The following is an 18,680-nucleotide window of genomic DNA, read 5'->3' as shown; positions in this document are numbered from 1 at the left end:
GCGTCGGCCCGCGCCGCTAAAATTGTTTCCGGATGCTGAGGCGGATCGTTCGGCCCAGCGGATCCACCTCGTCGCGCGTCAGCACACGGCGCGTGGTCGCGCCCAGCACCGACACCTTTCGGAACCCGTTCAGAATATTCTGTATGTCGACCGATATTCTAAGGTTCGACGCCCAATCGCGGTCCCGCGACGCCCTTAAATGTTCGGGTTCGACAAATAATCCCAGGTTGAACGACGCCCAGGACGGATAGCGAAACGCGGTCATACCGCCGCCGGCATTTTCGGAGTCGATGCGTGCAGCCCCGTTCCATGTGCCGTTCAGCGAAGCCCCCATTCCGCGTCGGCCCACAACCAGATTGAGCGTGACATTCTGTCGCGGTTGCCCGCTGCCGCGCAGTCGGTCCAGCACAGGAAGGCCCGGACGTATGATCATTTGGCTCGCGAGTTGCCAATTGTGGGCGATCGACAGGCTGAACGTCCAGGGGCGCTGACCGGCGGCCAAAAGCGTCTCGCCGGCCGCCGTCTTCGGCCGCGCGGTATAGAGCAACGTGATGCCCGACGTGATCGATTCGGTCCGGTCGGTCGATATATTGATCGGTCGCGCATCGATGGAAAGGAGCCGCCCGTTCGCGTCGCGCACGACCCGCTCGGGAAAGATCGCTTCGACATCGGGCGTAAGCGTCGGCAACGCTGCAACGCCGCCTAGGGCAACGCGCTGGCGATACTCGATGTTGAAGGTCACAAGGTCGCCCCCGAACGGACACAGCATCGCACCCGCAGAAAGGGTGTCTATGCTGCCGCCCTCAAGGTTCGGGTTTCCGCCGAAAATGCTGATCGGCTGGACATATTCCTGCCGCGCGAAGTCGAACAGGCGCGTGACCACCTCGATCCGTGGGCCGTATAATTGTTCGAACAGCGGCTCGACATTTTCGTGCCCGAACGACGCCCGAAAATCGACAAAAGGAAGCGGTGCCCATCGCACGCCGACATCCCATTTATGGCGCGTCCTGGTTCGGCTTGCCTTTCCGATCTCCATCGACAGGTCCACGCCCAGATCGCCGAGCGGGGTGAGGACGCCCAGTGCGCGATTGGCGACGGGCAGGGTCAATGACCATCGCGCATCCAGCTGGCGGCTGGCGAACCGGTCTTGCGAGACGGGACCGCTTGTCGCCACCGGAGCGCGAAACCGCGACCGGCTATGGCTTGCATTGACAGTAACACTGCTACTCGCGTGGCCGGCCGGAAGTTTGAAGATCGACTTGGATGCGTTGAACGTCGCGCCAATGATCCTGGAGTTCGACCTGTTTCGGTCGGTGAGCAGCGGTATGAGCGGCCACCGGCCATATGGATCAAAGGACGGGTCGCCGACATCCAGCCTTTGTTGCAAATCACCGCTGTCATAGCCCGTGTCGTTGGCGTTGCTGTTGCGACTGCTCGAAAAGGACGCCGAAAGACTGGTCTGCCACCCCGCAATCGCCCCGGACAGGGATGCCGATGCGCCGAAGTTGGACGACCGTTGGCGGTTTTGGAGCGCGCGGTCGCCGACCAGTCGATAGAGTGTGTCCTGCCCCCCGCCGACCGGCACGACGATCGACGCCAGCGGCATGCCGGTCCGCTGCGTGCTGCGATTGACGCCCGCATTGGCATTGAGCGACAGAAAAAAATCACCAACGGGCCGCACGACGCCGATGTTCAGATTGAGCGACCGCGTTTTTGCCGCGAGCGTTTCGAAGCGGTTCGGGTCGATCGAATGCCCCTCCGCCGCTTCGAGCGAGGGAAGGATGGCCGCCACGTCGGGGCGGACCGGAATATCGCGGTCGCTTTTCAGCAGCGGCGTATCGGCACTGCCCCGCACCTGCACGTTCCAGCGCGTGTCGCCGTCGATGATCGTCCGCGCCGCCGAAAGCTGCGAACTGCCCCGCCCCCCCGCGAGGGGCATCGCAAAACCGCCGTCCACGGCGGTGCTCGCAAAATTTTTCTTGAGTTCCAGATTCACGACCCGCTGCCCGGCGGCATAGCCATAGCGCGCCGCTGCTTCGGGAGGCAGAATCGCCAGCCGGTTGAGCGCCTCGGGCGGATAGCCGGTGATCTCGGTCGCGCTGCCGATCCGTCGGCCGTTGACGAGGAGAATCGGCGTGTCGCGCGTTCCGCCAATCAATGGGGTAATGTCCTCGACCAGCGCGCCGATCGTATCGGCGCCATAGGCGGCGATCCGATCTTCGTCGAGCTCGGTTTCGGACGCCATATCGGCCTGCCCCCAGCGCCGGGCGGTGACGATGATCGGGTCGTCGGGGCGGGTGTCATCGGGGGTTTCGGGTGGCTGCTGACCACTCGGCCTCCGGTCGGTCGCCGCGGCGTCGGCTTCCATAATTACCCCCGCGGCGACATTGTCCAAATTGGCTGCGCGCGCCTCGCACCATCGCGCACCGGCCAGGCAAAGGATCGGCGCGATCAGCAAGCGCGGCCAGCCAGTGCGTCTGAGAGGGCCGCCGGGTCGCCGCATCACGGCGGTACCATCCGGAGAAGATCGCAACAGCGTCAAGCGTTTCTCATGGCCGGGTTACTTCCATCCGGCTTGACCGTTGCCGCGATCGTGACGCCGAAGCGCTGAGACAAAAAGGCGCGCGAACTTCGCGCGCCCAAGGGAAGAGGAGATTGCAACCATCGACAAGATGGCCGCAACCCGGGAGTGGCGATCGTGGGAGGGAGCTGGAGGGCAAGGGCCGAGGGGCCAGCACGGATCGCTCAAAATTGGGAGGGGAGACGAGGCATCGCAAATTCCGCAGCGCCCCTCCCAAAACCATAGAGGGGCCGATTACGGGGTCATCGTCACCGTGTTCGGCACCGGGCTCGTATTGGTGAGCGTCCCGGCCATCTTGCACGGATTGCCCGAGGTCGCACTCGAATCCGAATAGGGCGTGCTCAAAGTGATCGTCCGCGTTCCGGTGTTGCCACCCCAGGCAAATTTGATCCGGCCCGTGCAGGTGCCAGAGCTGATCGGAGGATCGATGGTCAGACCCGAGATGCCCCAGTCGCTCCCGTCGTGCGTGATGTTGCCGGTACCGGTGACCGAGATGAGCCCGCAGGGAAAGCCACCCGATAGCGAAGCCGTCGCGGTGGCCGTCGAAGACGAGGTCACATTGGCGGTTACCGTGAGCGTGCAATTATAGACCAAACCGTCCTTCTGCACCGAAACCGGCCCGGAAAAGACGTGCGGGCCGCTGGGTGCCGGCGCAAAGGTCGCGGCAGAAGCAGCCTGTACACCGACAAGCGCAGTAGTGACCGCAGCGAATATTGCCAATTTTTTCATGATCAACTCTCCACAGTTAATAATTACTTACAATATTATTAACGCACTCTCGAATCGGAGGGAGGGTGCACCTGTGAACATTTCAGTATTTTATATTGATGTCAATGTTAAATCACGGCAAATTTCCCATTATATTGGGGCTTATCGACGCAATATTATTATACATCAAAGCTATTGATGTTAAAATTGGATTAATCATACAAAGAATACTTCAGAATTTCTTCGCAATACTGAAACCAAATATTCTCGGATCGAGCGTGAATACGTTCGTGCTCAACCCAGTGTCATCACTGTTCGTGAAGAAGTCAGTGATAGGTGTTTTATTGAACACGTTTTTAACGTAGAATTGGAACGTCAGTGCGTCTGCAGGCCGCTCCAACGTCACCGCCAAGTTGACGTTGTCCCAACCTTTGAGGCGATCATATTCGGTGTTGTAGACACGCGCGAAACTTTTGGATTGGCGGTAATAGTCGCCTCTCAGCGTAAGCTCCCAATCGCCGTCGTCGATGAAGAAACTATATTGCGCCCCGATATTGAATGTCAGGCGCGGCGCGTTGGGCAGTTCATTGCCTTCCAGATCGGCAAAAAATCCGCGGCCGCCGTTCGGCGCATCGGTGATCGGATTATATTCAAATCCGTAGAATTGATACAGCGGCAACCCGTCGGTAATGGACGGATCGAAGGTCCCCATTTCCTTGGACCCTCCGCACAATGCCTGGAGAGCATTGAGCCCCACCCCGAACTGGGTGAAGGGATTGGTCAAAATATCCTCGACAATCTGGCGCGGCGCGATGCAGTTCGACGGCAGCTGGATCCACGGGCGCAACAGCACCCAGTCTGGATTACCCTGTGTGCGGTTCATCACGTCGATTGATTTGGCGCCCTTCTTCAGGCGAGTTTGCAAATAGCCGAGATTGGCATCGACCCGGAAGGCGCGCGATGGCCGCCATGCGGTTTCAAGCTCGAGACCCCAGCTCGTCGCGTCGAAATTTTCGTTGAGCGAAATGCGATCGACGATCTGCGAAATCTGATAGCCCTCATAATCATAATAAAAGGCCGTCGCGTTCAGCGTGAAACGGCCGCCGTCGAAGCTGTTCTTCGTCCCGATTTCAAAGGCGTTGACGTATTCGGGCTCGAACGTAGCCGGCAGCGGCTGGAACTGCACGATGCGCGGATGCAGATTGGGACGCGGCGGGTTGGTGCCGCCGCCCTTGTAGCCACGCGAGCCCGAAGCATAGATCAGCGTCTGGTCGGTGAAGCCCAGGTCGGGTTTCCAGTCGATCACGATGCGGCCGGTCGGTTCGGACCATTTCTGGACGATGTTGGGATCGGTCGGATATCCGGAACTCACATAGCCGCCGCTTGTCCCGATCGTCCCCCCGCCGCCGCCAAGCAGCAACTGGCTTTGCACCGGCGTGGTGATTTTCTTGTCTTTGGTCCAGCGCAAGCCAGCCGTGATTTTTAGATTATCGGTGACGTCCCAATAGGCCTCGCCAAAAATCGCCCAAGATTTCGTCCGCACCAGATTGCGGCTGAGAAAATAATTATGTCCCTGCTCGTCGAGCGAATCGATCGGATTGGGATCGACGTAAACGCAATCACGTCCCGTCGTCCCGATCGGGCAGGGATCGTAGTTGGTGGTGCCGAAAGGGGGCGAACGATTGTACAGATTATAGGCGATGTAGGTGAAGGCGTTGCTGAAGACGAAATAATCGTCCTGCGTTTTGAAATCGAGATAATTGACGCCCAAGTTGAAATTGAACGGCCCGTCGAAGTCGGATTGCAGACGAAACTCCTGCGACCATTGACGATTGCGCGACCGGCTGAGGTCGGCAGACAGCAGGCGGTTCGAACAGCCCAGTTGCGGGTCACAGAAAATGCCGCCCGGCGCGGCGTGGTCCTGGCTGATTGGCTGCCCGGAAAAGGGGTCGACCAGCCCCGTCGTATCACTGAACAACGGTCCGGACACAAAGCGATTATAATCCTGCGACGAATAATAGCGATCGCGGGCATAGGCGGTCTGCGACACAAAGGTCAGTGCATCGGTGACGTCGAATTCCAGATTGCCCTGAAAAACGTCATTCTTGGCCCGGAAAACCGGATCATAGCCGGTCGCGATTTCCCTCAGGTCGCGCGACTGGGTCGCATCCAGAAAGGGATCGGTCGGAAGGAAGGCATAAACCTGCTGGGCCGAACCGCCCGGCGGCAGGCCCATCGGGATGACCACCTGACCGGCAACGACATAGGCAAGGCCCGATCCGTTCGGCGTGCCATAGGCCGCATCGTCATAAAGCGACGCCGACTGGCACCCTTGGCTGAACCGCCCCCGCAGATTCTCTTCGAGCGGGGTAACCACGCCCGGCTGTGTCCCATCGGGTATCCGGATGCCGTTGATCTCTGTCGGACCGGGATCGCGCGTACACAATTGCTTGCCGGTGCGCGACCGGTCGTCGTCCTCGTCGAAATGCTGCCAGATCGCACTGACCCTCAGGCGATCGCTGGGTTCCCACAGCATCGACAGCCGACTCGACCAGAGTTCGCGGCCGTTGACGCGGCGCTGGGTGAAGGTGTTGTAGTCGAACCCGTCGCGGCTGGTGAGCGCGCCCGCGGCGCGGACCGCCAGCGTGTCGGTGATCGGGACGTTGATCATCCCGCTCGCGCGCATCGTCTTGTAGTTACCGACCTCGACCTTTGCATCGAGCCCGAACTCGTTATCGGGAAGCGCGGGAATCAGGTTCACCACGCCCGCGGTCGCGTTGCGGCCATAAAGCGTTCCCTGCGGACCACGCAGCACCTCGACCCGCTGCATGTCGAACAGCTCCGATTCGAACAGCCGGTTACGGATCAGCGGCGTATTGTTGAAACTTACCGCGACCGCCGGGTCGCTCGACGCCGAAATCGCCTTGGTCCCGATCCCGCGGATCGAGAAATTGTACATGCTGAAATTGCTTTTCGAGAAGCTGACGTTGGGCACGGCGCGCAGCAGTTCGGACCCGCTTTCGATCTTGTAAGCGTCCAGCGCCTCGGCCGAGAAGGCGGATATGGCGATCGGCACATCCTGCATCGCTTCCTCGCGCTTTTGCGCGGTCACGATAATAATATTGCCGTCCGCCGCTTCGTCGGCCGGCGGCCCGTCCTGGGCCGCGGCGGGCATCGCGATCGCGATTCCCAAAGCAAGAAGGCTGACCGTGCGCGACATGCAAGCGGGCCGAATATAGACCATCTTCTCTCCCCTGACATTCTACCGGATGACCGGCTGGAGTTTTCTCCTGTCACGAAGCTGGTCGATGTTCACATCGATGTCAATATACATTAATGCCAATGTTTATATGTGGCGATGCCGATTTTATTCCGATCTGCAGGGTGATGAATTGTCTTGAAATTTGGCGTTTCGCCTAATTCACACCCGCCCTTGGCTGGTGGTAATCGATGGCATGATGGCGTTACAAATTGACGAACGGAGAATGGGCGATCACCGCGCCGCTGCCGCTGAACAAGCCGCGCGGGAAGGCTCGGATCAGCGGGGGGGCGTGGACGCGATAGTGTGGCGGTTCCGCTGGAATCCACCGGAGCCGAATTGCGGACGGCCATTGTCGGCCGGTGATCGCGGCAGTCCGGTCGCGATCGTCGCCATTAACATCGTAATGCTCTTGCCCAGCGCGATAACGCCGCCCAATCGCCTGCTAAACGACCAAGTCTATGAAGATCTGGCAAGGAAGGTCGCGCTGCGCTGCGTCTGACCGGGCAGGAAATGATAACCATCGTTGATGAAGGCTATTGCCGCGTACGGCGCAAAACATTCCACCCTGCCACGCGCCTGCGTCGAATCGAGCAGCGCATCGCGCCCGCAGTTCTCTCTCTTGTTCGAGAATGGCGCACCCGAAGGGATTCGAACCCCTGGCCTCTGCCTTCGGAGGGGGTACTAGCATGTTTGCGCCAGCCTACGCCAGAGCAAGCTTTTTCTAGCCTAAGCCACTATAATAAAACGCTATTCTTGATTTGTCGATCTGCGCTGCCGTAACCTTGAATTCGCCCTGATTTCCTTCCGCGTGCTTACGTGGTGCTTACGCGAAAACCGGGCCAAACGGGAGTAGGCTCGATGGTCAAACTGACCAAGCGCGTTGTCGATGCAGCTGTAGCAGAGACGAAAGATTATGTCCTCTGGGACGATGAACTAATTGGCTTCGGGCTCCGGATATTCCCCACCGGCAAGCGCAGCTACCTCATTCAGTATCGCGCCGGAGGCCGCTCGCGTCGTTACACGATCGGCATCCATGGAGTCTGGACCCCGGAAACTGCCAGGCGGGAGGCCAAGTCCCAGCTCGGTAGGGTTGCTCAAGGCGAGGACCCTGCCGAAGAACGGGCCGAACTCAACAAAGCGATGTCGATGAAGGAGCTATGCGAGCTCTACATGCAGGATCTCAGGGATGGACTCATTCTGGGCAAAGGGGGCCGCCCGAAGAAGCAATCGACCGTCGACATCGATCTGGGCCGGATCGAACGGCACGTCATCCCGCTCCTCGGATCCCGCCGGGTCAAAGACCTCACTAAGGCGATCCTCACGAAAGCCATGCGCGATATCATGGCGGGGAAGACCAAAGCCTTCATCAAGACCAAAAAGCTCCGCGGCCGCGCCAATGTGCGGGGTGGGCCAGGCACGGCGGCTCGGACGCTGGGGTTGATTGGCGGAATACTGACCTATGCCGTCGATCTCGGCATCATCGACAGCAATCCCGCGCATGGCATCAAGCGTCCCAAAGACAATGTCCGTTCGCGGCGTCTCAACGACGGCGAGTATCGAATTCTTGGCCGCATGCTCAAGGCCGCTGCGCAAATCGAGAAGTTCGGCCCGACGATCGATATCATCCGGCAAATCGCACTTACAGGTTGCCGACGCGGTGAGATTATCAATCTCAAATGGTGCGATGTCGATATCGACGGAAGTTGCCTTCGCCTCTCCGAGAGCAAGGAAGGAAAGTCGGTCCGCCCTGTCGGCTTGCCGGTTGTAGAGTTCCTCGAGCAGCATCAAGGCGAAGACAATGGCACATATGTGTTTCCTGGCCCGCGCGGTGAGGACACGGCATTTGGCGGCTTTCCAAACCATTGGGACGAGATATTCCTGGGCTCGCCCCTCGAAGGCGTCACTGCGCATGTTCTGCGCCACAGCTTCGCCAGCATCGGTAATGACCTGGGCTTCACCGAGGTCACCATCGCCGCCCTTATGGGTCATGCGAAGGGGTCGGTAACGAGCAAATATATCCATGTCCTGGACGCGGCGTTGATTATGGCGGCCGACACACTGGCCGGCTACATTGCCGCCCTGCTCGACGGAAGAATCTTCAAGCAGCGTGCGTATTCGCTCGATCGCGCATCGCGGAAGGCGGCTCTCTCCGAGTTCCTCGATCGACAGGAGGCACCAATTCGCAAGGCAGCCTAGCTGGGACAGGGTTACGCGATTTTGGAGGGAAGCTTGAATTCAGATCGCAAGCCGCAGTTAGCGGCGCGCCGAAATTCGACCATCTACCTCCGCTTGGACTGGCTTTGGAAATACTTCCCCGGGGTGACGCCGGTCGCCTGACGGAACATACGGATGAAATTGCTGGCCGAGCCAAATGACAAATCCAGGGCGATATTGGTTATGGGCTCTCCTTCGGCCAAGCGAACCAGGGCGGCCCGAAGTCGCGCCTGTCTTCTGTAATCTGTAAAAGTCATATTCGCTTCACGCTCGAATGCGCGAGCCAGGGTCCTGCTGCTCGCGCCCAATTCGCTCGCCCACTCCGACAATGGTTTGTCATTCCCCGGCTCCCGCGAGAGAGCGGTCTCGATTTTTCTGAGACGCGAGGACCGCAGTTGAGGGACGAATAGGGATGGCGCGATTTCGACGGACACTTCCTGGGAGAACAAGATCGCCAAACTGACGCGCCGGGAGCGCGGCGCTGCCTTTTCGAGGGCAAAGATGCACTCGCGCAGGAGGCCACTCACCGCAACGACACCGGGAGCCTCGGGCAGCCGGCGGAGCACGCTGCCGCGACAGTAAACGCTGAGCATTTCGAAGCCAGCTGAAGTTTGCACGCGGTGATTTTCATTGGAAGGGAGCCAGCAGGCTTGCTGGGGCGGCACCACCCAGCATCCAGCCGCCGTTTCGAGGATCATCACACCGCGGCTAGGATAGATGAGCTGTGCGGCAGGATGGGCATGCCACGTGCCCCTGAACCCCGCCGGAAAAACCGAACGGTCCACTGAGAGGGCCTCGGCCCCGGCTTCGGCAATTGTCACAATATGTCCGATCCAGAATATTCTTTGTCGTGATAGCGTATATCCGACGCAACGCGGATTGCCTACCAGACGCCATCAGGTGGAGTTGCAGATGTCGTTGAAGATGGTCGAACAGCGGGAGCCGGAAGAAATGCCTCGCCCGCACGGGGAGTATCGCAAAGAATTCCTATCGCGTGTGCTCGCCTTCAAGCCGTCGTCGATACTGGATGTAGGGTGCGGCAATGGTGCTTCGCTGCAGCTATTCGGCGAAGCCGATGTCGCCCACTGCGTCGGCATAGACCCGGAGGGAGAGGCCGTAGAGGAAGGCCGCGCACTAGGCCTGGAAATACACCTCGGCCGAGCAGAGACACTTCCATTCCCGGATCAAAGCTTTGATGTGGTGACTTTGGAATACGCCGCGCATCATCTGGAAAACCTTCATAGGGGGCTTCAGGAGGCAATCCGGGTCGCACGTTTGGGTGTCGTGGTGCTGGATTGCTGGTATGATGCGGCCATTCCATCGCAGCTGGCAGCACAGCTATATGACGAATGGATAAAGGTAATAGACCGTCGGGCCGGTCTTGTGCACAATCCCTGCCCCCAGCCAGCTGATCTCGCCGCCCCATTTCTGACCGCCGGCTTTAGGATCGACTATTCTTGTAGGCTTTTTCTCGTGCCCCTCTCCGTTTCCCAAATCGAATTATCGGCCAGACAGAGGCTTCACGAGATCCCGGAGCCTTGCGGATTGCGCGACGATCTGGAGAGGCTGCTTGATATAGCCCGATTAAATGGTCTTTCGGATGACGGCGCGATCATCCTCTCGGCAGCTCGTGGCGGTTAGCATGCGGACCGACATAATCGACATAACCTATTCCGGACCTGACGGCTGGCCGCTCTTTGCTGCGCTTGTAGATCCCTATCGCAGGCTGCCGACCGCCAACGTCGTTGTGCTCATGCATGGCGGCGGCCCTGATCACCAGAGTTTGATACCCTTGGCGCGCCAGCTGTGCGACCGGCATGCGGTACTGCTGCCCGATGTCCGTGGCTATGGCCGGTCCCTTTGCAGTGAGGAAGCGAAACACACCTGGGCGTCCTACGCAGCCGACGTGATCGCGCTTCTCGATCACCTGAAGGCAGATTCCGCCATTGTCGGCGGTGCGGGGCTCGGCGCCACGATCACTTTGCGAACCGCACTCGCCCATCGGGAGAGAGTGAGAGCGGCCATTTTGATCAGCGTTGAAGACATCGAAGACGACGAGGCCAAAGTAGCTGAAACGGCATTTATGAGAGAGTTCGCGGCGCGCGTCCGCGAGGAAGGGCTTTATGCGGCCTGGGCGCCAATACTGCCCAATTTGGCGCCAGTCATTCGCGAGATGGTTCACGACGCGATTCCGCGAAGCAATGCTGCCAGCATTGCGGCTGCCGCGGCAATAGGTGATGACCGCGCCTTCCGCAGCGTTAGCGAACTCGCAGCTATAGCAATGCCGACGCTGATCATTCCAGGAATGGACGAGAGGCATCCACAAGCGTTAGCGGAGCAGCTCGCTGACCTGCTGCCGCACGGCAAGCTGGCTGCGGCAGCAATCTCGGATGCGATCGTGACAGCCGAGGATTTCGCTCGATGCCTGGCGCCTGCCATCCGCGAATTCCTGAACGAGCTTCCGCCGCTGCCCACAGCATCAGCAGGCCCTGATTGACCGCCGAGCTTCACTCAAGGTAGCCGAGCTTTTGGCCGGCATGGGCAAGCCCTATAGTCATTTGGCGAGATGACTTGCGTCACAAATCGGTGGCATCAGGCACCAGTCGCCCCGAGGCCGCAAATCGTTTCTTGCAGTCATACGACTTTGGAAGGAGCCTAACGGAAATTCACGTCGGAACGCTTGGAATCTGAATGGTTTCACCTGTATAGACGGGTGATGGATCTTATGCCTCGACTGAACTCGAACAGCGCCCAGCGGTCTGCCGACGGCGCTTCCCCGGATGCCCCACCGCGCTACGCAGCGATCAAGCAAAGCATCCATGATGCTATCCGCGAAGGCCGTTTGAAACCGGGCGACCGCGTGCCGTCGGAAGCCGATCTGGTCGGGCAATTCGACGTCTCGCGCATGACGGCGAACCGAGCGCTTCGCGAGTTGCAATCGGCAGGTATCATCGTCCGCCGCGCAGGCAGCGGCTCGTTCATCGCCGAGCCAAAGCCGATCGGCCATATGATCGAGATCCGGAATATCGCCGAGGAAATTCGCGGACGCGGTCATGACTACCGGGCGAGAGTCATCCAGAATGTCGAGGAGAAGGCCAGCGCCGAAACCGCCGCGCTGCTGGAGGTGCCGGTGGGCACGAAAATCTTCCATTCGATCATCGTTCACCACGAGGCCGAGTTCCCGATCCAGCTCGAAGAGCGGTTCGTACTTGCGTCCGCCGCGCCGGATTATGGCACTCTAGATTTTACGCAGCTCACGCCCAACGAATATTTGACGCGCACCGCGCCGCTCGAGCGGGTCGAACACCGCGTCCGCGCGGAAATGCCCGACGCGCGCACGCGCGGCATGCTTGGTCTCAACGAGGGGGAACCGGTTCTGCGCATGACGCGGCGGACCTGGAGCAACGGTCGGCTGGTGTCGCACGCCTGGCTCTCCCATCCCGGCACGCGCTTCGAGCTTTCCGCCGCCTTTTCGGTCGACGACTGACGCGTCAGGCCGTGCTGCGGGTAACGACGGGCTTGCGGCGACGGCGCAGCCAGCGAAAATCGGCGCGGCTGAAGCTTTTGAAGAGCAGATAGAAACCGGTCCCCGAAAGCCACAGCGCCCCGAAAGCGACAAAGATGATCAACGGGTGGTTGAAGCTCTTCCGGTTCACATAATCCATGTTGTGGAGCATCCAGAAGAAATCCCAGGTCCGCCAGGTATCGCCGCGCATCACGAGGAAGCGCGCCGTGTCGAGCGAGACATAGGCGCTGCTATTCTCGGCGTCGGCAAAGTCGACGCGCCACATCGCACCTTCATGGTCGCGTGATTCCAGGTTTGGCTTCGCAATCACGCTCACCTTGCGGATTGGTGCCTCGTTCATCATCGACGCGACTTCGCGGGCCATCCCCTCGTCGACGCGAATATCCTCACCGCTCGTAGCATCGACCAGCCGCACGCCCTTGGTGGTGCGGAGTTCGTAGATCGGTCGGACGCCAAGATCGCGCAAAACCACCCCGGTGACGGGCTCACCGCGCGGCAAGCCGGCGACGTCAAAATACTCTCCCGCGGGCAAGGCATGTGCATGCGACATGCCGCCGCCGTGACCGCCGACCTTGTCCTTGTCGAGCAGCGCCATCACCGAACCGCTGAGCGCCCAGAGCAGGAACTGGAGACCCAGGATGAGCCCCACCCATTTGTGGATGCGCCGAAAAAAGAGCGGCGTCAGCCGGATGCGTTTCATGCCTGCTTCCTCTTGCGGCGTTTGAAGGACCAGATCAGCAGCCACGCACCGGAAAGCGCCATCGCGAAGACGCTCCAGGTCGCGACGCGCAGCAGCGGGTTGTTGACGTCGGTCCGCTCATCATAGTCCATGATGTGGAGCATCCACGCGAAGTCGAACACGCGCCACAATGCGTGGCGGCGTGAAATGAGTTCACCGGTCGTCGGCGAAAGATAGAGCGTCGGGCGGTTCCAGCCTTCGAACTCGACCTGCCAATAGGGTGGCTTGCGCGCCTGCATTTCCTGAGGTGCCTCGGTCAAAAGTCGCACTGAGACGATCTTGCCGTCACCGGTGTAGATGCGCCGTGCCTGTTCGCGGACCTGGGACTCGGTCAGGGCAGGCAGCGGCGCACCCGAACGCGCGTCGAACAGGCGCGCGCCTTCAGGGGTCTCGGCGCGCCAGACCGGTTGGCCGAAAAAGCGCTGGAGACGGATTTCGGACACCCCCGGCGCGGCCGCGACGACCTTCGACGGCGCTGCGAGGCCGTCGAGGTCGAAGGGCTGGGCCACCGGGGAGCGCACCAGATGATCGCCGTGGATGGTGTCGATATGAACGACCACCATGTAGAAGCCGGTCAACGTCCAGAGCAAAGCCTGGATGCCCACGACCAGCGCCAGCCATTTATGCGTTCGCCGAACGAGCAGCGGCCAACGGATTGCCATCTCCCAATTCCTCAGAAGGCGGTGCGGAAACCGACATAGAAGCGCCGGCCGAGCAGGTCGTAGGTCATCGTGTCGGTGTTCGCATCGGTGAAGCTCTGGATATAGGGGGCCTTGCGATCGAAGAGGTTGTCGACACCAAGCTGGAAGCGCGTCTTCTCGTCAATCTCATAGGCGACCTGAAGGTTGTGATAGAAGACATTCGGCGTGCTGTAGCCGATCTCTCCGGGAGCCGCATTAAAGTCTGTCGCCTTGCCGATCCACTGCGTCGACCAAGTCGCGCTGACACCATCTTTTTCAGCGGTTAGCACGCCATAGCCGCGCCACTTCGGATAACCGCCGTTGCCGCCGCCGATGAAACCATCGAAATCGATCGGTGCGCCACCCGGGAAGGGAAGGACGACATATTTGTTGAGATAGGTCAGGTTGACGTCGAGCGAGACGTTCACGCTGCCGATATTGTTGTTGTAAACGAGGCCGAGGTCGAGGCCGTTCATTTCTTCACGACCGGTGTTGATCGGCTGCGCCGAAAGGAAGGTAACTTCCCCGGTCAGCGGGCTGCGCGTAAAATCTTCGCAGAAGGGATGCGAGAGATTTTGACTCGCATAGCAGATGCTGAGCTTGGTCGACCCGGGAATGGCGCGGATGGCATCCTTGATCTTGATATCGAACCAGTCCGCCGTGAGCGACAGGCCGGGCACGAGCCCCTTGGGCGTGATCACCGTGCCGACCGTCCAGGTCGTAGAGCTTTCGGGTTTCAGATTCTCATTGCCGCCGACCGTCGTCAGGATCGTTGTACCGAGCTGAACATAATTGGCCGGAACGCCCGACGCCTGACAATTGGCGATCAGTGTCGCATTGCCGCTGGTCGAATAGCGCGAGCAGGGGTCGGTGGTCGTCAGATTGCCCTCGGAGACGCCGCCGAACAATTCGGGGACGTTCGGAATGCGAAAGCCGGTGCCGTAGGTGCCGCGCAGGCGGAAGCTGTCATTGATGACCCAGTCGACGCTCCCCTTGTAGTTCCAGTCGCTGCCGAACAGGTCGTAGTTCGAGTAGCGAACCGCGCCGTCGAGGGTAAGCGACTGGAAGAAGGGTGTGTCGGCCAGAACGGGCACCGACAGTTCGAGATAGGCTTCCTTCGCCGTGCTCGTTCCGGAGATCGGATCCTGCTGGTTGGTGTTGGCAATACCGAGCACCGTCAGCGGATCGGGATCGCGCCAACCCTTTTCCTTGCGATAGACGACACCCGCCGCGAAGGAGACGGGGCCTGCGGGCAGCTTGAAGAGATCGCCGTTGATATCGGCGGTGACCGTCGCAAGCTCGTTGCCGCCGCGGTCGCGCGACGTGAACAGGATATAGTCGAGAACCTCCGGGGTCAGGTCGCCGAACCCGAGATAGTCGGCGCAGGGGATCGTGGCACCGGCAGCAAGACTGCACTTGGTCGTATCGAGGGAATTCGCCACTCGCTCGAGATTGGCGATGTTGGTCGAACCATCGACCGCGGTGTTGCGGCCGAAGGCGCCCGCGATTTCCCATCCCCAATCGTTCGAGAGCTTGCCGCGGAGGCCAAACGTACCCTGCCAGGTATCGGTTTCCTGGAAGAATTGGCGCGGGCCGGGCTCGGCGAGGCGGCGCTGGATGAGGACGATATTCTGCCCCGTCGGATTGGTGGGATTGCTCGCCGCGATCGAGAGGTTGCGCAGCGTTCCGGGCGTCGCGATCTGATTCGACTTGCGGAAGGTGTAAAGGAATTCGCCGAACGCCTCGATATTGTCAGTGATGTCATAGTCGGCGAAAAACGCCGTGCTCACGCGCTCGACCGGGCTCACCGCGTTGAGGAACGGGTTCGAGTTGAAGTTGTGCTTGGCAGCGCTGTACGGCTCGAAGAAGTTGCCGTTACCGCCCAGCACCTGATTGAAGTTGATCTGCTGGCCGTTCGGCAGCACCGCGCGGCCGCCGATCGTCGAGGCGCTGTTGACGCACGACAGCTGGCCCGGCGTCGTTTCGGCGAGCGAGCAGGGCGCGCGTGTCGCCATGTTGACCGCCTTTGTCTTCTGATAGGTGACCGCCGCCATGAAGCCGCCGCGATCGTTGCGAATTCCCCAGAGGAGGTCGGCGGTGAAATCGGACCCGTCACCCTTTTCGGTGATGCCCTGCCGGACGCTGAGCCCAAGGCCTTCATAATCGGTCCGGGTGACGAGATTGACGACGCCCGCCATCGCATCAGCGCCGTAGATCGCCGAGGCGCCGTCCTTCAGCACATCGGTTCGAGCGAGTGCGGCGACGGGGATCATGTTGAGGTCGGGCGACGAGTTCGCCCCCGTTCCGCCCGCAACCAGGCGGCGGCCGTTGAGCAGCACAAGGGTGCGCTTGATGCCGAGGCCGCGAAGGTTGACCTGCGCGGTGCCATAGCCGTTGTTCGCCCAATAAGCCGAGGTCTGGTTGCCCGCGAAACCGGCGTTGGCCGGCAGGCGCTGCAGTACGGTCTCGATATTGACGACGCCGGTATTTTCGATCTGCTCGGCCGACACGACGGTCGCCGGGCCGACGCCCGCGAGGTCCTGGCGGCGGATGCGCGAGCCGGTCACGACGATGTCCGATCCGTTCGGAGCATCCTCGGCGGCGGGTGACTGCGTCGCGGCACCGCTCTGCGCGAGCGCCGGTGTTGCAAAGGTCGCGACCGCTGCGGCGCTGGCGAGCAAAATTGTCCTGGTCATCATAGCGAAACCCCCTGATGGTTGGCTGATTCCCCTCAGAGAGCATCAAATGTATATACAGGTCAATAGGAATTTATTGAATCATATCAATTAGTTATGAAGGAAATTCCGGGCGCACGACACCTATTAGATACGCACCCCAAAGCTCTACCCCTCATCAATTTTGAAATTTTTTTGCTGGCCCGAGCCTTTTCGCGCAAGGAGCCGGCTGGCCCCTCCCTCGGCTTGCTCATGAAATGACATGATTAAGTGGGTCGGCACAGCTTGGGGACGACCGACTTGAGCCGCTCAATGCGTAAGTATCTGTTCGAGAAAGGTCCGTGCGCGCTCGCTTTTCGGCGCGGCGAAAAAATCGGCCGGCCTTGCGTCTTCGATGATCTGGCCCTGATCCATGAAAAGAATGCGATCGGCCGCCTCGCGCGCGAATCCCATTTCATGCGTCACGCACACCATCGTCCGTCCTTCGCCGGCAAGGGCCGTCATCACATCGAGTACCTCTTTGATCATCTCGGGATCGAGCGCCGATGTCGGCTCGTCGAAGAGAAGAATCCTGGGTTCCATCGCCAGAGCGCGAGCTATTGCGGCCCGCTGTTGCTGCCCTCCCGAGAGCTGCCCCGGATATTTGCCCGCCTGGTCGCCAATCCTCACCTTGTCCAAATAGGATATGGCGCGCGCCTCCGCCTCCGGAAGAGACAAGCCGCCGAGGAGGACGGGCGCGAGGGTGCAATTCTCCAGCACCGTCTTGTGCGGGAACAGATTGAACTGTTGAAAGACCATGCCGACGGCGCGGAGCGCCGCAACGGCCTCCCGCGACGCGTCGGTAATCTTGGCCCCCTCGATCAGGACGGCGCCGGAGTCGGGCACCTCGAGCCTGTTCATGCAGCGAATGAGCGTCGACTTGCCGGAGCCCGAAGGCCCGCAAATCACGATCCGCTCGCGCGGGGCGATTTCGAGGTCGATCGAGCGGAGGGCATGATAGGCGCCATAATATTTGTCGACCTGCCGCAAGCTGACGGCCGCGTGGCCCGAGGCGTCGGTCATGACGCCTGCCCCCGGCCGCGGAGCGCTCGTACCCGCGCGAAGGCTGCGGCGAGGTCGGCGATCAGATCCTGCGGCGCTTCGAGGCCGGCGTGAATGCGGATCAGCGCCCCATCTGCCTCGCCATTGGGAAAATCGCGGATCGGAGCGGGCCACGCCGGAACCGCGAGACTTTCGAAGCCGCCCCAGCTCGAACCGAGCTGGAATAGCGAGAATTCGTTGAAAAAGGCGCTGGTTTCGGGCGGGGTCAGGCCATCGAGCTGAACACCGAACAATCCGGAAGCACCGGTGAAATCCCGCTTCCAGATTGCATGGCCGGGGTCGGCGGGATGAGCCGGATAGCGGACCGCAACCACTTCGGGTTGCTGGGCGAACCATTCGATCAGCGTCGCTGCGGTGCGCTGGTGGCGTTCAAGGCGCGCATCGAGCGTCCTGATGCCCCGGTGGACCAGATAGCAATTGTCGGGACTCGCGCAGTTGCCCCAGCGCGCCGCCGCGTCCTTGAGCTGGCGGTAGACGGCATCGCTGGCCGCCGTCATCGTGCCGAGCAGACAGTCGGAGTGCCCCGAGAGATATTTGGTTGCCGAAGCAAGCGAGATGTCGACGCCATGGGCCAAGGGCTTGAAGAAGAGCGGCGTGGCCCAGGTGTTGTCGAGAGCGGTCAATATGCCCCGGCTGCGCGCAACCGCCGTGATCGCGGGGACGTCGATCATATCGAATGTCTGCGAGCCCGGGGTCTCCATATAGATGAGCCGGGTGTTGCTGCGGCACAGCCCGGCAATCTCCGCTCCGATATCGGGCCGGAAATATTCCACCTCGACCCCGAAACGCGCGAGAACGTCGGTCAGAAACTTGCGGGTCGGCCCATAGACGCAGTCCGCGACGAGCAGATGGTCGCCCCCGGCCACGAAAGCCGTGAGGGCTAGCGCGATTGCGCTGGTTCCGGACGAGGTGATGACGGTCGCGCAGCCGCCTTCAAGTTCGCTGACAGCCTCGGCGAGCGCAAAGGTCGTTCGCGTTCCGTACAGGCCATAGATGACCTCATCGTAGAGACCCTGGTGCCGGTCCATATAGGCCTCGACGCTGTCGTAGATAATGGTGGAGGCCCGGTCGACGGGCGGATTGATGAGGCCCCGCTGATCGCACGGACGGGGACCGCCGTGCACGGCACGCGTCGGATCCTGCCAGGCGCGCCCTTTCGGGCTTGCCGGCTCCCCGGGCCATTTTCTGTCGTGA

General features: G+C 60.6%; 14 protein-coding genes. 5 read left to right on the top strand and 9 right to left on the bottom strand.

All coding sequences use genetic code 11. From position 1 onward, the window contains the following. Window positions 1-16 precede the first annotated feature (16 nt). The 3 genes from RIA72_RS08365 to RIA72_RS08355 form a co-directional block, all read right to left on the bottom strand. Window positions 17-2,458, bottom strand: coding sequence for a porin family protein (locus RIA72_RS08365; protein ID WP_350031723.1), 2,442 nt, complete (start codon window positions 2,456-2,458; stop codon window positions 17-19). A 357-nt stretch (window positions 2,459-2,815) separates the two neighbouring features. Beyond that, entirely contained in the window at window positions 2,816-3,310 is a 495-nt protein-coding gene (locus tag RIA72_RS08360) for a PraA/PraB family alkane oxidation protein activator (RefSeq protein WP_350031722.1), read from the bottom strand. A gap of 211 nt (window positions 3,311-3,521) precedes the next feature. Next, entirely contained in the window at window positions 3,522-6,533 is a 3,012-nt protein-coding gene (locus RIA72_RS08355; protein WP_350031721.1) for a TonB-dependent receptor, read from the bottom strand. A gap of 241 nt (window positions 6,534-6,774) precedes the next feature. On the opposite strand from RIA72_RS08355, the gene RIA72_RS08350 reads away from it, so the two are divergent. Beyond that, window positions 6,775-7,050, top strand: coding sequence for a hypothetical protein (locus RIA72_RS08350; protein WP_350031720.1), 276 nt, complete (start codon window positions 6,775-6,777; stop codon window positions 7,048-7,050). A gap of 359 nt (window positions 7,051-7,409) precedes the next feature. Beyond that, window positions 7,410-8,747 (top strand): tyrosine-type recombinase/integrase, encoded by a 1,338-nt coding sequence (locus tag RIA72_RS08345; RefSeq protein WP_053555637.1) that lies wholly within the window; start codon window positions 7,410-7,412, stop codon window positions 8,745-8,747. 83 nt (window positions 8,748-8,830) lie between these two features. Here the strand turns inward: RIA72_RS08345 and RIA72_RS08340 are convergent, their stop codons facing one another. Then, window positions 8,831-9,550, bottom strand: coding sequence for an AraC family transcriptional regulator (locus tag RIA72_RS08340; protein WP_350031825.1), 720 nt, complete (start codon window positions 9,548-9,550; stop codon window positions 8,831-8,833). Window positions 9,551-9,677: 127 nt separating this feature from the next. Here RIA72_RS08340 and RIA72_RS08335 point away from each other — a divergent pair, with 127 nt between their 5' ends. From RIA72_RS08335 to hutC, 3 genes are all read left to right on the top strand, one after another. Beyond that, complete coding sequence (locus RIA72_RS08335) at window positions 9,678-10,406, top strand: class I SAM-dependent methyltransferase (RefSeq protein WP_053555641.1); 729 nt, start codon at window positions 9,678-9,680, stop codon at window positions 10,404-10,406. Between the two features lies 1 nt (window position 10,407). Next, window positions 10,408-11,262, top strand: coding sequence for an alpha/beta fold hydrolase (locus RIA72_RS08330; protein ID WP_053555642.1), 855 nt, complete (start codon window positions 10,408-10,410; stop codon window positions 11,260-11,262). A gap of 183 nt (window positions 11,263-11,445) precedes the next feature. Next, a complete protein-coding gene (gene hutC / locus RIA72_RS08325) occupies window positions 11,446-12,252 on the top strand; it encodes a histidine utilization transcriptional repressor HutC (RefSeq protein WP_294047960.1) in 807 nt (268 codons plus the stop codon). Window positions 12,253-12,256: 4 nt separating this feature from the next. On the opposite strand, the gene RIA72_RS08320 is transcribed toward hutC, so the two are convergent. The 5 genes from RIA72_RS08320 to metC all read right to left on the bottom strand — a co-directional run bounded on the left by RIA72_RS08320 (window position 12,257) and on the right by metC (window position 18,610). Further along, on the bottom strand, window positions 12,257-12,991 hold the full coding sequence (locus RIA72_RS08320) for a PepSY domain-containing protein (RefSeq protein ID WP_053555643.1): 735 nt from the start codon (window positions 12,989-12,991) through the stop codon (window positions 12,257-12,259). After that, on the bottom strand, window positions 12,988-13,692 hold the full coding sequence (locus RIA72_RS08315) for a PepSY domain-containing protein (protein WP_053555644.1): 705 nt from the start codon (window positions 13,690-13,692) through the stop codon (window positions 12,988-12,990). The genes RIA72_RS08320 and RIA72_RS08315 overlap by 4 nt, the downstream gene beginning before the upstream one ends. 11 nt (window positions 13,693-13,703) lie before the next feature. After that, the gene (locus RIA72_RS08310; RefSeq protein ID WP_053555645.1) at window positions 13,704-16,409 is read right to left on the bottom strand and encodes a TonB-dependent receptor domain-containing protein; all 2,706 of its coding nucleotides are present in this window, start codon (window positions 16,407-16,409) and stop codon (window positions 13,704-13,706) included. A 285-nt stretch (window positions 16,410-16,694) separates the two neighbouring features. Next, on the bottom strand, window positions 16,695-17,447 hold the full coding sequence (locus tag RIA72_RS08305; protein ID WP_053555646.1) for an amino acid ABC transporter ATP-binding protein: 753 nt from the start codon (window positions 17,445-17,447) through the stop codon (window positions 16,695-16,697). Further along, complete coding sequence (gene metC / locus RIA72_RS08300) at window positions 17,444-18,610, bottom strand: cystathionine beta-lyase (RefSeq protein ID WP_232003384.1); 1,167 nt, start codon at window positions 18,608-18,610, stop codon at window positions 17,444-17,446. Before metC ends, RIA72_RS08305 begins: the two co-directional genes overlap by 4 nt. Window positions 18,611-18,680: the final 70 nt, after the last annotated feature.

It is taken from the genome of Sphingopyxis sp., assembly GCF_040216815.1.
Taxonomy (GTDB): Bacteria; Pseudomonadota; Alphaproteobacteria; order Sphingomonadales; family Sphingomonadaceae; genus Sphingopyxis.
Note: the sequence above shows the minus strand (reverse complement) of the source record. Positions and strands in the feature narration are given on the sequence as shown.